Below are 13,049 nucleotides of genomic sequence, written 5' to 3'. Positions count from 1 at the left end.
TGCGAGGGGGGACACTTATAATTGAACAGAAATGCCGGAATGCTTTGGGTAATGATGTTTTTTTATGACTCATGAATATTTTTCTTTTGTGTCCAAGGAAAAAATAGTAAAATTTTTCTGAAACCTCCCATGAAGACTTGTAGCAATGAAGGTTATTCAATGACAGACAATATCCCGGCTGAAGAAGGCCAGACATCTCCGAATGACGAGCGCAGAAAGCTTCTTGAGCTGACGACTGATATTGTCGTGGCCAAACTTGCCGGTTCTGATGTCGCTGCGGATACCCTGCCAGAGCTGATCCGTCAGGTTTATGATGCCCTTGCCGGGCAGGGGAGTGACAGGAAGGAAGTGACGGACCAGCCCAAGCAGCAGCCTGCGGTGCCGGTACGCAAGTCCGTCTATCCGGACTATATCATCTGTCTGGAAGACGGAAAGAAACTGAAGATGCTCAAGCGGCACCTCAAGAGCACCTATGACATGACCCCGGACCAGTATCGGGAGAAGTGGGGCCTCCCTGCCGATTACCCCATGGTGGCCCCGGCCTATGCGGCCCGTCGCTCCGAGCTGGCAAGAACGATTGGCCTCGGCCGTAATATTGGCGTCTCTGCCGAGAATAAACGGGACAATGAAAGTAAATCCTGAAATCTTTCATTAACCATAGATTCAAAAAGGCCGGGTTTTTTCCTGGCCTTTTTCTATGGTGAAGCGTTTTTTCTTGACGTTTCTGTCGTCCTCTTGTCACTCTTGATGAAGTGATCAGTGACGGAGAGTATGGATGACACGCTCAGAGTTTGTCGCTTTATTGACTTCCCGTCTGGAAGGCATTTCCCGGGAAAAGGTCGGTCAGGCCGTTGACGGGGTTTTTTCTTATATTGCCACTGGTCTGGCCGCTGGAAACAGGGCCGAGCTGCGGGGCATCGGCAGCTTCGGAACACGCCAGCATACGGCCCATCAGGGAAGAAATCCCCGGACGGGCCAGTCTGTTGCGGTTGAGGCCAAAAGGGTGCCGTTCTTCCGTGCGGGCAAGGAGCTGCGCCAGAGGGTCAATCAGCTGAAGAAATGAAAGGTTCCGCACTGTGTGAGGGGACATCCTTGCCGGTGCGGGCCGTGTTCAGTTCCTCGAGCAGGAAATCCCGGAACACGGATATCCGTTTGGAGCTTTTCAGTTCCTCTGGATAGACGAAGAATGCCTCCGCCAGCGGACCATGCACGTCCGGCAGGATGCGGACGAGATTGGGATGGGCGGACGCCGTGTAGAAGGGCAGGGTACCGATGCCGTTGCCCTGTGCAATGGCCATGCCCACGGCAGCAATGTTGTTGACGGCAAGGGGAACACGGGGGTGGAGGATGATTTTCTCCTTCACAAGCCGTTCGATCAGCCAGTTGACATGTGGAAGGGGCAGGTGCCACCCGGCAAAACCGATCAGGTTATGGTTGGCAAGGTCTTTCAGTGTGGTCGGGGTGCCATGTTCTTCCAGATATTCCTTGCTGGCGTAGATCGGCATGTGGAAGCTGGCGAGGTGACGCTGGATGAGGTCCGGCTGTGTCGGGGGATGCAGGCGGATGGCGACGTCCGCCTCCCTCATGCTCAGGTCGAGGTCTGAATCCTCCAGAAGGAGCGTGACCTCGACATGGGGATGATGCTCCACGAAGCGGTGCAGGCGTGGCGTCAGCCAGGAGAGGCCAAAGCCGGACGTGGTCGTGACCTTGATCTTGCCGGCGGCCTTTTCCCGGTTCTCGCTCAGGAAGGCCTGCGTCAGGGCGAGCTTGGAGAAGACTTCTCTGGCAGTCCGGTGGAGTACCTCGCCCTGTTCCGTCAGGATCAGGCCACGGGCGTGGCGGTGGAAGAGGGGAACGCCCAGCACGTCTTCCAGAGCGGAAATCTGACGGGAGACGGCGGACTGGCTCAGGTTGAGGCGGTCGCCTGCGTGGGTGAATGAGCCGGCCTCGGCCACGGTGTGAAAAATACGGAGTTTGTCCCAGTCCATTTTCTGATTCCCGTATGCCCCTTCGCAATAATCATGGCCAGCTCTGCTCATAACGCCCCACATTGTAACCTTAACTGTATGTCTAATTTGTAAAAAATTCCCGAAAAGCAACGATCGGTCAAGAGTAGAATGGCGATGGAATACGTTATCTTTGCGTTGTCATTTCAAGGAAAGACATAGGAAAGATAAATTATTTTTTCATGTTTTCTTGTTGGTGTGCTGTATCCGTGAAGACGGGCCATGTCCCGGTGTGGCTGTGGAGCCGGAAAATGACCCGTCCCGTCAGGGCGTTTTTTCAGGATATGTGGCCTGCCTCGGTAAGGTAGTGTTCGGCTTCCAGGGCGGCCATGCAGCCCGTCCCGGCGGCGGTGACGGCCTGACGGTAGACCTTGTCCTGAATGTCTCCGGCGGCGAAGATGCCGGGAATGGAGGTCGTGGCCGTTCCCGGTCGGGTCATGATGTACCCTTCCGCATCACACTCGACCTGATCCCGGAAAGGGCCGGTGCTGGGGCTGTGCCCGATGGCCACGAACACGCCGTCCACGGCCAGTCTCTCCGTTTTTGTGGGGTCCTGCGTGTCCGTCAGTTCAAGGGCCGTCACGACGGCCGGTGAGCCTTCCCCGATGATTTCCCGGACGGCCCTGTTCCAGTGGATCCTGATCCTGGGGTTGTTATGCAGGCGTTTCTGAAGGATGCGTTCGGCCTTCAGGCTGTCCCGGCGATGGATCAGATGAACGGTCGTCGCATGATGGGTCAGGTACAGGGCCTCCTCGACGGCCGTGTTGCCACCACCGATGACGGCGACTTCCTTGCCACGGTAGAAGAAACCGTCGCATGTCGCACAGGCGGACACGCCCGCTCCCTGATATCTCTTTTCGGAATCGAGGCCAAGCCATCTGGCCTGCGCCCCCGTGGCGATGACGACCGTGCGGGCCTGGAAGCTGTCCCCGGAATCGCCGGTGAGGTGGAAATAGCCTTCGGCGTCCGGCCCCTGCTTCAGATGCGCCTCGGTGATGAGATCATAGACCAGTTTCGTGCCGACATGTTCGGCCTGTTCACGCATCTGCTCCATCAGCCACGGTCCCTGGACAGGGCTGGCGAAGCCGGGGAAATTTTCGATCTCGTCCGTGATGGTCAGCTGGCCACCCGGCTGCATTCCCGTGACCAGAACCGGCTGCATCCCCGCCCGTGCGGCGTAGATGGCCGCCGTGTAGCCTGCCGGCCCGGCCCCAACGATCAGCATGTCGGTACGGTATGTTTCTGCCATGAAAAGCTCCATGATGAAGGGATGTGTCCCGCCCGCAGGGGGAGAAAATGGAATGGTCGAGAAGGGCTGGGCAATAGTATGTCCGGTCCGGTCTGGGGAGTAATAGATATAGTATATGAAAGATGTCGATAAAAATGATTATATGGGGCTAACCTGCGAAACAATCTTTCGTTTTTTCAGGTAGAGAGTTTTCACATAAGAAAGATCAGTCTATATGGTAGGGGCAGAAGCCCCGCTGCGGGCATGTCCGTTCTTCCTCCGGGCCGTCAGGAGGTCCTGTAAGCAGAGTTTCTGGGAACCGTATGAGCATTGCAGACCTTGATGATATTGACCGCAGCATTCTTGCCGAACTTCAGCAGGATGGCCGGGTCACCAACGTGGAGCTGGCCCGGCGGGTAGGGATTTCGGCTCCTCCCTGTCTGCGGCGTGTGCGTCGGCTGGAGGAAATGGGCCTCATCCAAGGCTATCATGCGACACTGGCTCCGGCGATGCTTGGCTGGTCCATCAGCTTTTTCGTCCTGGTCGGGTTGGACAGTCAGAAAAGCACCGTTCTGGAAGAATTTGAGAGGCTCGTGGCCGGATGGCCGGAAACACGGGAATGTCACATGATCCGTGGAGGAGAGGATTTTCTCCTCCGCATGATGGCCCGTGATGCCGACCATCAGAATCGCCTGACACGGGACCTGATCGAGGTGACGCATGTCGTACGGGTACAGACCTTCCAGGTCATCAGGACCAGCTGCGAGAGGGCGGGCGTCCCGTTCTGAGGAAGGTGGCGGGCTGACCTCCCGGCATCTGCTCTGGGGAGGGCTGGTCCTGCTCATGCTGCTGCGGCTCGTCGTGGCGGTGAGGATGCCCCTGGTGCCGGACGAGGCCTATTACTGGCTCTGGTCCCGGCATCTGCAATGGGGGTATCTGGATCATCCCTTCATGATAGCTTTCTGGATTCGGGTCGGCACCTTTCTGTGGGGGGATACGCCCTTCGGCGTGCGCTTCTGCGGGCTGGTTGGGTTCGGGCTGGCCATGATGTGGCTTTTTCTGGCGGCGGAACGGTTTTTCCCTTCTGGCAGAGACGTCGGTTCCCGGGCTGTCCTGCTGCTGGGTGTCACCCTGATGGCGGGGATCGGGCTTGTGCCCGCCACGCCTGATGTTCCCCTGTTCATGTTTCTCTGTCTGGCCCTGTGGTCCCTGTCCGGAGCCCTACGGGCAGAGGATGCTGGTGATCCTTCATGGGGCTGGTGGGTGCTGTGCGGGGTCGGTCTCGGTCTGGCGGCTGATTCAAAATATACGGCCGTCCTGTGGGGGGTAGGGCTGGCCGGTTTTGTCCTGTTTGGGAAAGGTGGGCTGTGGCGTCGTGCGGGCCCCTGGCTGGGAGGTATCGGTGCTGTCATCGTTTTCCTGCCCGTCCTGATCTGGAATGGAGCGCATGGCTGGGCGGGGCTGCTGAAACAGGGGGGGCGCACGTTCCAGTGGCATCCGGAACGTGCCGGGCAGTTTCTAGTGGAACTTCTGGCGGGGCAGCTTGCCCTGCTGACGCCGTGGGTGGCGGTGCTGTGTCTTGCCGGGTTATGGCGGTCCCGTCGAGATGGTGGCCTGCTGCTCTGGCTGGTCGGTCCTGCCCTTCTGGTGTTTCTGTTTCATACGATGGGAGACCGGGTCCAGCCAAACTGGGTCTGGGTGCTGTATCCTGCCCTTCTGCTCGCCGGGGCGGCCTATAGCAGACATGTCCGGGGAGCCGTGGTGACGGGAGGCGTCTGTCTGCTGTTGGTCTATGGCCAGTGCCTGACCAATTTTCTGCCTCTGTCAGCGCATCTGAACCCTGTGGCACGGCTGGGGGCAGGATGGAAAATGATGGCGGCCGACCTGTCGGCTGAAGCCCGGAGGGCGGGTGTTTCCACGATAGTGACGGATGATTACGCCCTGGCGTCCGTGCTTGCTTTTCAGGGCATGGGAACGGTCGTGCTGCTGGGGCAGGATGCCCGCTGGGCCTATCTGGAAGGGATGACACGGAAGGAGGTGTCGGCAGCCCTGTATCTGAAAGATCGTCACTATGGCCCGCTTTCTGCGGGGACGTGGAGCCTGTGGCGGAAGGACGGGAAGCGGCCCGTGCGACTCTATTCGCTGGAACTGCGGCACGACCTGTCAGGCTGGGTCATACGGTAGACATGAAAAAAGCCACCCGATCCGGATGGCTTTCTCATTCGCAAAGCGTGACAGGCTGAGATCAGAAGCCTTCACGCTCCAGACGCTTGCGCTCCATCTTGCGGGCACGACGCACGGCCTCGGCAACCTCACGGGCACGACGCTCGGAGGGCTTTTCAAAGTGGCGACGGAGCTTCATCTCACGGAAGACGCCTTCGCGCTGCATTTTCTTCTTGAGGGCCTTCAGCGCCTGGTCAACATTATTATCACGAACGAGAACCTGCACGGTGTCGTCATCTCCTTTGGGGTTCTGATCCTTCCGAGCGGTGTCTGTAGCATCACCCTTTGAAGGACGCGGATCCGATTACAGTGTGAAGTGGCCTATCATACTCCAAAACGTGAGACAATAGTTTCTGACGGGCTGAAAGAGTGGAGAAGGGCTTTATCTGTGGATTATCCAGTCTGTCTGATGGCATCGCATGGGTGAGAGGCGTATGCTGCATGTGGATTACCGTGTTGAAAGAGTGATCGGAGGGGAAGGCTGTGGCACAGAATGACAGGCCTACCATGGTCGATGCGCACCTCTATCTTAGGGAACATTCCATCAGGCAGTCCTTCGAGGGGCTGCTCGCCGTCTGGCGGTCTCTTTCATGCGCCTGTGAGGAGGGGCTGGGCCGGTACGGGCTGGGACCAGCCCATCACAGGATCATGTTTCTGGTAGGCAGCCATGAAGGGCTTCTTCCCAGCGAGCTGTGCAGGCGGCTTGGCATCACCAAACAGTCGCTGGGCCGTGCCCTGGGTGAGCTGAAGGAGAGGAAGCTGGTCGAGCAGAGGGAAGATAAGGCGGACAGGCGGAAGAAACCCGTCTTTCTCACGGAGGAGGGCAGGCAGCTGGAAGGCGAGCTGTTTGCGGCGATCCGTGCGGTGCTGACACAGGCTTACAGGCAGGTTGACGGGACGGCCGTGGATGGCTTCCGTCGTGTCCTCCATGCAGCCGGAAAGGCAGGCCAGAGTGGTGGACCGTGAAAAAGGGAGAACATGGTGATTCCACGCTCTCCCCTCATGAAATGGTCCCTGCTGTCAGGCCGTCATGGCATCGAGTTGCCGACGCCCCCGTTGCCGGTCCCCTGACCGCTCAGCGGGCCGCCGCCCATGCCAGCATTGCCCATGCCACCGAAGGTGCTGCCCATGCTGCTCATCGGGTTGTAACGGCCCACATTGCCCAGAAGTTCCTGGATGACGGAGATGTGGGTACCCGGTGTCGGGGTCCTGCCTCCGGCCATGGAGACGGGGATGGCGTCATGCTTGTTCAGCACGTCCATTTTCCGCAGGACACCGGCATTGTCGAAATTGAGGACCAGAACCTGCTGCTTGTCGATGACGGGATGGGCCAGAGGCACGAGGTCCTTCGTCATGGAAATGTAGATCCATGTGTTGTCGTTGAAGGTCGCATGTGTCGTGGGCGACCCCAGAATGCTCAGGGCGTCATTCTGGGTGCTGGAATTGAGAACCAGCTGGTCATAGTCCAGCTTCTCGATCAGGGCCCCGCGGGGGATGGGCGGCGGGCTGATCGCCTCACAGCCGCTGAGCATGAGCAGCCCTCCCGCCAGGACGCCCGTCCAGCAGCGGTGGCAAGCTGCCATCTGGCGGGTCAGGCGGGAAAAAGGGGAACTCCGGTCCGGGGCGGCGGTAGAAAGGCTGGTCATGAAGGGCAAACTGTCCTGATGATATGCGGTCAAGCCGTGCGTGTTCCTTCCGGTGCCCCAGAGAGGGGGATATGTCAATCCTTTTCGTGGGGACAGCTCGTGTCCGGCTGCCGGAAAGCCGTAGTTTTGCCTTGACTTCGGAGCGGTCCCCCTTCTGAAAGGGGGCAGTTCTGTAAATGTTCATTCGGATGTTGTGAGGTCATGATGTCATCTGGAGATAAAGACGAGGCCGGGGCACGGCGGGACGACACGGTCGTGGCGGAATTCTCCCGCCGTATCCCTCTCGCCCGGACAGGCCGTCCGCTGGAGGAGCGTGTGGAGGCCGGGGAGGCGGAACGGGCCGCCCTGTGCCGACGGTTTGGCCTGCTGTCCTTGAGCCGTCTGGTCTGTCTGTTCCATCTGGAGCGGGGGCAGGACGGCATCGTGTTGGCCGAGGGGCATATCCAGGCGGAGGTGGAGCAGGCCTGCATCATCACGGGGGAACCGGTCCGGGAGGTCATTGACGAGCCGTTCCGTCTTCGGTTCGTGCCGGCTTCCGACATGCCGGAGGATGAGGAGATCGACATCGAGAGCCTTCTTCAGGAGGATGCGGATGACGTTCCCCATGACGGACGCATGATCGACCTCGGGGAGGCGGCCGCCGAGCAGCTGGCCCTGTGCCTGACGCCTTACCCACGGAGGGATGGAGCTGGCCTTGAGCAGTTCGTGGAAGTCACGCCATCTGATGATGAGCTGGAGGTCAGGCGGGAAACAGGCCGTAAAAGTCCTTTCGACGTGTTGAAAAAACTTCAGGAGAAGCAGTAAGGGAGTGGAAATATCCTTGCCGCCCTGATAAAGTCGGGGCCGAGTAGTGATGTCATGAACGACATTGATGGCTTGCAGAGAGGCTTTCTCTCTGCTAGAGGCCCACGCCTGAGCACCGTGGCTTATGGCGGTGGTGAGAATTAGTGAGATTTCTCTGGCTTGAGGCCGCGCCGTGCGGTAGCAGAAGCCGGATACGCAACCCAGTGAGAGGCAGATACCCATGGCCGTCCCTAAGAGAAAGACTACGCCGTCCCGTCGTGGCATGCGTCGCAGCCATCAGGCTCTTCGCATCGAGGCTCACGCCGAGTGCGCTAACTGCGGCGAGATGAAGCGTCCGCATCATGTGTGCAGCCATTGCGGCCACTATGACGGCCGTGAGGTCGTGAGCGCGGAAGGTCGTGCGCTGAAGGCCGTCCGCGCCTGAGAGTCCGTACCGTACGGATTATAGCCCCGGGCCGGTGTCCGGGGTCATGTTTATGTGGTTCCTGCCTCTTGATCTGATGCAGGAAAACAGGGAATTTTCTGGGGGCTGCACTCATGACAGAGGCGTCTGGCGTCAGAGCTGAGGGTGAGGCCGGGAAGCAGGCTGTACATTCTTCGGCTCCTTTTACCCTGGCCGTTGATGCCATGGGGGGAGACAACGCCCCCAAGATCGTTCTGGCCGGATTGGAGATGGCGGCCATCCGTCATCCCAAGATACGGGTTCTCCTCATTGGTGACGAGACGGTCCTGAACGCTTCGCTTGGGGACTATCCCAAGCTTGCCGGCATCTGCACCGTGCGTCATGCGCCGGAGAGCATCCCCATGGAGATGAAGCCGACCGCGGCCCTCCGTGTGAAAGGGTCCTCCATGCGTGTCGCCATGGAGGCCGTCGCATCGGGCGAGGCCCGGGGTGTCGTTTCGGCTGGCAACAGCGGGGCCATGCTGGCCCTGGCAAAGATCATCATCAAGGCATTGCCGGGCATTTCCCGTCCCGCCATGGCGGCCGTCCAGCCGTCGGCACGGGGTGACGTGGTGATGCTCGATCTCGGGGCCAACATTGTCTGCGATGCCCGCAATCTCGTTGAATTCGCCATCATGGGTGAGGCCTTCGCACAGGCGGCTCTCTCCCTGAAGGCTCCGAGCATCGGGCTTCTCAATGTCGGGTCTGAGGAGCTGAAAGGCGATGAACGGCTGAAACAGGCTGCCGAGAGGCTGCGTGACAGCGTGCTGTCCGACCGTTTCCACGGTTTCGTGGAAGGGCACGACATTACGGCTGGCGTCACGGATGTCGTGGTGACGGATGGTTTCACCGGCAACGTGGCCCTGAAGACAGGTGAGGGGGCCCTGAAGCTTGCTTTCGGTCTTCTCAAGCATGTGTTCCAGACCAACTGGCTGACAAGGCTGGGCTATCTGCTGGTCCGTCCCGGTCTGCGTCGGATGAAGGAGTGGATCGATCCCAGCCGCTATAATGGTGCCGTTTTCGTGGGGCTGAACGGGGTCGTGGTGAAGTCTCACGGTGGGGCTGATGCCGAAGGTTTTGCCTCCGCCGTGGATGTCGCCATTGATGCCGTGGAGAACAGCCTGAACGACAAGATCCGCCACCGGCTGGAGCAGCTGGGCATGCTGGGGCATGCCGGAGAGAGTAAAGAGCAGGAGTGACGTCTTTCATGACGCAGGATCAACAGTCCTGGGGTAAAACAACGGGTACCCGTCTGATAGGTGTCGGCAGTGCTCTTCCCAGACGGGCATTCAGCAACGACGAGCTGGCCGCCGAGTTCAATCTTGATACATCCGACGAATGGATACGGACCCGGACGGGCATCCAGCAGCGTCACATCGTCTCCGGTGACGAGACGGCGGTCTCCCTGGCTCATGAAGCCGCCAGCAGGGCACTGGATCATGCCGGTCGCAAGGCTGAGGACGTGGACGCCGTCATCGTGGCGACCTCCACTCCGGATCAGGTTTTTCCATCCGTTGCCGTGCGTGTCCAAGCTGCCCTGGGCATGGAGCGGGGTTTCGGGTTTGATGTCAGTGCGGCCTGTTCTGGCTTCGTCTATGCCCTGACCGTTGCTGATTCCATGATCCGCTCAGGTCAGGCCAGACGCATCATGGTTGTCGGCGTGGAAGTTTTCTCCCGTCTTCTGGACTGGGAAGACCGTTCCACCTGCGTGCTGTTCGGTGATGGTGCCGGTGCCGTCCTCCTGGAGGCCGGAGCTGGCAAGGGTGAGGGTATCCTTTCCACACATCTCCATGCAGATGGCCGTCTCGGTGATCTGCTTTATGTGGATGGTGCCGTGGGCTGTGCGTCCGGCAAGGTCGCCCTGAAGATGCATGGGCGTGAAGTGTTCCGTCATGCCGTGATCAATCTGGCGGCTGCCGTTGACGAGGCTCTGGAGAGCAATGGTCTGACGGGGGCCGACATCCAGTGGATGGTGCCGCATCAGGCCAATCTCAGGATCATTGACGGGATGGCCAAGAAGCTTTCCCTGCCGTCCGAGCGTGTGGTCGTGACGGTTGACCGTCATGCGAACACCTCTGCTGCATCCATCCCTCTGGCCCTTGATGAGGCCGTCCGGGACGGGCGAATCAGGAAGGGTGATCTTGTCCTGATGGAGGCACTGGGTGGTGGCCTGACATGGGGTTCAGCCCTCATAAGGATGTAATTATCTCCACCGAGGTGGCTGTCTTCTGAGTGTCCCCTGCATTTATTGAGTGGGGGAACTCGTTTTTCAGTGTGCTAATCAGATGGCTCGTGATACGTCTTGTCATTATGGAGACAATTGCACGCGCTGATCTGATAGAACTCCTTCAGGAGGAACACGGCTTCTCCCGGCAGCAGGCTACCCTGTTTCTGGAAGAGATGTTCGAGCTGTTTGTCCAGACCCTTGAGCAGGGAGAGCCGCTGAAGATCAGCGGTTTTGGGACCTTTGCCGTCCGGGACAAGGCAACCCGGCTGGGGAGGAATCCCCTCACCGGCCAGGAAGCTGTCATTTCGGCACGACGGGTGCCGTTCTTCCGTCCCTCCCGCCTGCTGCGGGAAAGCGTCAATGGTAAGAAACGAGTGCAGGGGACTCAGCCATGATCTCCGTCGAATCACATCAGATACATCAGGATGGACTGCGGCCGGTCGCCAGTGTGGCAGAGGAACTTGGCCTGCCCCTGTACCGTCTGCGGTCATGGGAAAGTCTCTATCCCGTCTTCAGTACGGAACAGCGGGATGACGGACAGAGCTACTATGATGAGCAGGCCGTCACTGTTGTCAGGAATATCGCTCGCCTGCTGTATCAGGAAGGGGCGAGGAGCCATGAGGTCGTCCCCCAGCTCAGGCGTGAGGGGATCATCACGGATGAGGTGGCCTCTCCCGTTTCTCTGGTCAGGGCCGACGCCGCCGGAAATTCTTCCAGAAAGATGGCGGTGCCCGGGGGAGACAGTGCCCAGTCTGGCCGTCTGAAAGAGCTGGAGCAGGACAATAAAAGCCTGAATGATCGGCTTGAAGAATTTGGCCGCATCGCCGTTTCTTTAAAGACATTGGAGGATGAGAACCAGGCCCTGAAGCAGGCTCTGGAAGAGAGCCGGTCGGGGGCTTCCAGAGCAGGTGAGCAGAGGGCTTATGTCGGTGAGCTTGAGGAGCAGAACCTCCTGCTTCAGGATGCTGTCGAGCGTCTGACGGCCGAGGTGGAGATTCAGCAGAAGGCTGAATCCGCCCGACAGAAGCAGGATGAGGCTGACAGGGTCAAAGGGCTGGCTCTGGAAGAGAGTAACCGTGAGCTTCAGAAGGCGGTGGCGACCCTTCAGGAGGAGCTGAAGGTCCGGCAGGCCGAGCGTGATTCATCCGCTGCCCTGCAGGGAGAACTCAGGACGGTCCGGGCCGAGCTGGCGGCTCTCGTCAGCGAGAATGAGACCCTGCGTGCAGCGGGCCAGAGGCAGCGTGAGGCCGAGGCGACACATGGCCGTGCCCTGGAGGAGCGCAATCGTGAGTTGCAGAGGACTGTCGAACGCCTGACGGGTGAAGCCAGGGAGCATCAGAAAGAGGCCGAGTTCCGGAAGGAGCGGCTGGCCCAGCTGGAGGTCCTGCGGGCCAAGCTGGCCGAGATGCAGGTCGAGCACGGGCAGATACAAGCCCTGAACGAGGAGCTGGAAACCGTGCGGGCCGAGGCCGGGCGGTGCAGGACGCTGGAGGCCGAAAATGAGGCCCTGCGTGTGGCACAGCAGCAGCAGCGTGAGGCCGAGAAACAGCGGGAGAAGGAAGAGGAAACCCGCCTGCACAATCTTCAGGGAACGATCAGGCGTCTGACCGCTGAGGCCAACGAGCATCGTCAGGGTGTGGAGCAGCGTCAGGCCCAGCTTGATCTTCTTCAGAAGAAGCTTGAAACGGTGCAGGCTGCCAATGAGCAGATACAGCCGCTGCGTGATGAGCTGGAGGCCACGAAGGCCGAGGCCGAGCGGTGCACCCTTCTGGAAGCCGAAAATGAGGAGCTGCGTCAGGCTGGGAAACAGCAGCAGGCAGAGGCGCAGGAAAGGCGTCAGGAACTGGAGAGGCGGAATCTTGCCCTTCAGGCTACGGTCAAACGGCTGGAAGTCGAGACCGGAGAAAGACTTCAGGAGGCGGAGGCCCGGCAGGGTGAGCTGGCCACGCTCCGGAAGCAGCTCGCGGAGCTGCGGACCGAGCATGACAGGCTTCAGTCCCTGAAGGGTGAGGCGGAGGCCCTGCATAGGCAGGTGACCACGAAGCTTGAGGCGGCAGAGGCCGAGCGGCAGGAGCTTGTCCGCAAGCTGGAGCAGTCCGTTCTGATCATGCAGTCTCTTGAGGATGAGAATGTCCGCCTCAAACGGTCCCTCAAGACCAGTGAGGAAGAACAGGGCCGCCTGGCCGACATCGCCGGAAAGGTGGAAAAGTTTGAGGCCGAGAACAGCGAGCTGAAGCGGGTTCATGCCGGCATGGCCGGTGAGCGTGAACGTCATGCCCAGGCCGTGGAGAGAATCCGTACTCTCGAGGCGGAGGGGGTTGTCCTTCATCAGCGGCTGACGGCCCAGGAGAACGAGAACCGCCTTCAGGCCCGCCGCAAGGAGGAGCTGGACAGGCTCCTGCGTGAGCTGCTCGGCGAACTGGCCGAAATGCGGAAAACGCTTACGCTCTGAAAAAATATCAAAAAAAAGCCC

The 13,049-nt window shown here is 59.7% G+C and carries 15 protein-coding genes; 11 read left to right on the top strand and 4 right to left on the bottom strand.

Annotation, left to right across the window (positions count from 1 at the left end; genetic code table 11):
* The first annotated feature begins 159 nt into the window (after positions 1 to 159).
* Both CPA56_RS04355 and CPA56_RS04350 read left to right on the top strand, forming a co-directional pair.
* On the top strand, positions 160 to 642 hold the full coding sequence (locus tag CPA56_RS04355; RefSeq protein WP_182040811.1) for a MucR family transcriptional regulator: 483 nt from the start codon (positions 160 to 162) through the stop codon (positions 640 to 642).
* Positions 643 to 775: 133 nt separating this feature from the next.
* Positions 776 to 1,063, top strand: a complete 288-nt coding sequence (locus tag CPA56_RS04350; protein ID WP_182040810.1) for an HU family DNA-binding protein — start codon at positions 776 to 778, stop codon at positions 1,061 to 1,063.
* Here the strand turns inward: CPA56_RS04350 and CPA56_RS04345 are convergent.
* Positions 1,044 to 1,988, bottom strand: coding sequence for a LysR family transcriptional regulator (locus CPA56_RS04345; RefSeq protein ID WP_182040809.1), 945 nt, complete (start codon positions 1,986 to 1,988; stop codon positions 1,044 to 1,046). The two genes, CPA56_RS04350 and CPA56_RS04345, sit on opposite strands and share 20 nt — an antisense overlap.
* Before the next feature lie 295 nt (positions 1,989 to 2,283).
* A complete protein-coding gene (gene trxB / locus CPA56_RS04340) occupies positions 2,284 to 3,255 on the bottom strand; it encodes a thioredoxin-disulfide reductase (RefSeq protein ID WP_182040808.1) in 972 nt (323 codons plus the stop codon).
* Between the two features lie 302 nt (positions 3,256 to 3,557).
* On the opposite strand from trxB, the gene CPA56_RS04335 reads away from it, so the two are divergent.
* Positions 3,558 to 4,022, top strand: coding sequence for an Lrp/AsnC family transcriptional regulator (locus tag CPA56_RS04335; protein WP_182040807.1), 465 nt, complete (start codon positions 3,558 to 3,560; stop codon positions 4,020 to 4,022).
* On the top strand, positions 3,955 to 5,418 hold the full coding sequence (locus CPA56_RS04330) for a glycosyltransferase family 39 protein (RefSeq protein WP_182040806.1): 1,464 nt from the start codon (positions 3,955 to 3,957) through the stop codon (positions 5,416 to 5,418). The genes CPA56_RS04335 and CPA56_RS04330 overlap by 68 nt, the downstream gene beginning before the upstream one ends.
* A 61-nt stretch (positions 5,419 to 5,479) precedes the next feature.
* On the opposite strand, the gene rpsU is transcribed toward CPA56_RS04330, so the two are convergent.
* The gene (rpsU, locus tag CPA56_RS04325; protein WP_026294133.1) at positions 5,480 to 5,683 is read right to left on the bottom strand and encodes a 30S ribosomal protein S21; all 204 of its coding nucleotides are present in this window, start codon (positions 5,681 to 5,683) and stop codon (positions 5,480 to 5,482) included.
* Positions 5,684 to 5,964: 281 nt separating this feature from the next.
* Between rpsU and CPA56_RS04320 the strand changes: the two genes are divergently transcribed.
* Entirely contained in the window at positions 5,965 to 6,423 is a 459-nt protein-coding gene (locus CPA56_RS04320) for a MarR family winged helix-turn-helix transcriptional regulator (RefSeq protein ID WP_182040805.1), read from the top strand.
* Positions 6,424 to 6,485: 62 nt separating this feature from the next.
* Here the strand turns inward: CPA56_RS04320 and CPA56_RS04315 are convergent, their stop codons facing one another.
* Positions 6,486 to 7,040, bottom strand: coding sequence for an outer membrane protein assembly factor BamE (locus tag CPA56_RS04315; protein ID WP_182040923.1), 555 nt, complete (start codon positions 7,038 to 7,040; stop codon positions 6,486 to 6,488).
* A gap of 264 nt (positions 7,041 to 7,304) precedes the next feature.
* Between CPA56_RS04315 and CPA56_RS04310 the strand changes: the two genes are divergently transcribed.
* The 6 genes from CPA56_RS04310 to CPA56_RS04285 all read left to right on the top strand — a co-directional run bounded on the left by CPA56_RS04310 (position 7,305) and on the right by CPA56_RS04285 (position 13,028).
* On the top strand, positions 7,305 to 7,907 hold the full coding sequence (locus tag CPA56_RS04310; RefSeq protein WP_182040804.1) for a DUF177 domain-containing protein: 603 nt from the start codon (positions 7,305 to 7,307) through the stop codon (positions 7,905 to 7,907).
* Between the two features lie 220 nt (positions 7,908 to 8,127).
* Positions 8,128 to 8,331 (top strand): 50S ribosomal protein L32, encoded by a 204-nt coding sequence (rpmF, locus tag CPA56_RS04305; RefSeq protein ID WP_182040803.1) that lies wholly within the window; start codon positions 8,128 to 8,130, stop codon positions 8,329 to 8,331.
* A 113-nt stretch (positions 8,332 to 8,444) separates the two neighbouring features.
* Positions 8,445 to 9,548, top strand: coding sequence for a phosphate acyltransferase PlsX (plsX, locus tag CPA56_RS04300; RefSeq protein ID WP_182040802.1), 1,104 nt, complete (start codon positions 8,445 to 8,447; stop codon positions 9,546 to 9,548).
* A gap of 8 nt (positions 9,549 to 9,556) precedes the next feature.
* Positions 9,557 to 10,552 (top strand): beta-ketoacyl-ACP synthase III, encoded by a 996-nt coding sequence (locus tag CPA56_RS04295; protein ID WP_182040801.1) that lies wholly within the window; start codon positions 9,557 to 9,559, stop codon positions 10,550 to 10,552.
* A 107-nt stretch (positions 10,553 to 10,659) separates the two neighbouring features.
* Entirely contained in the window at positions 10,660 to 10,971 is a 312-nt protein-coding gene (locus CPA56_RS04290; RefSeq protein ID WP_182040800.1) for an integration host factor subunit alpha, read from the top strand.
* A complete protein-coding gene (locus tag CPA56_RS04285; protein WP_182040799.1) occupies positions 10,968 to 13,028 on the top strand; it encodes a MerR family transcriptional regulator in 2,061 nt (686 codons plus the stop codon). Before CPA56_RS04290 ends, CPA56_RS04285 begins: the two co-directional genes overlap by 4 nt.
* Positions 13,029 to 13,049: the final 21 nt, after the last annotated feature.

It is taken from the genome of Bombella mellum (assembly GCF_014048465.1).
GTDB classification, from domain to species: Bacteria; Pseudomonadota; Alphaproteobacteria; order Acetobacterales; family Acetobacteraceae; genus Bombella; species Bombella mellum.
Note: the sequence above shows the minus strand (reverse complement) of the source record. Positions and strands in the feature narration are given on the sequence as shown.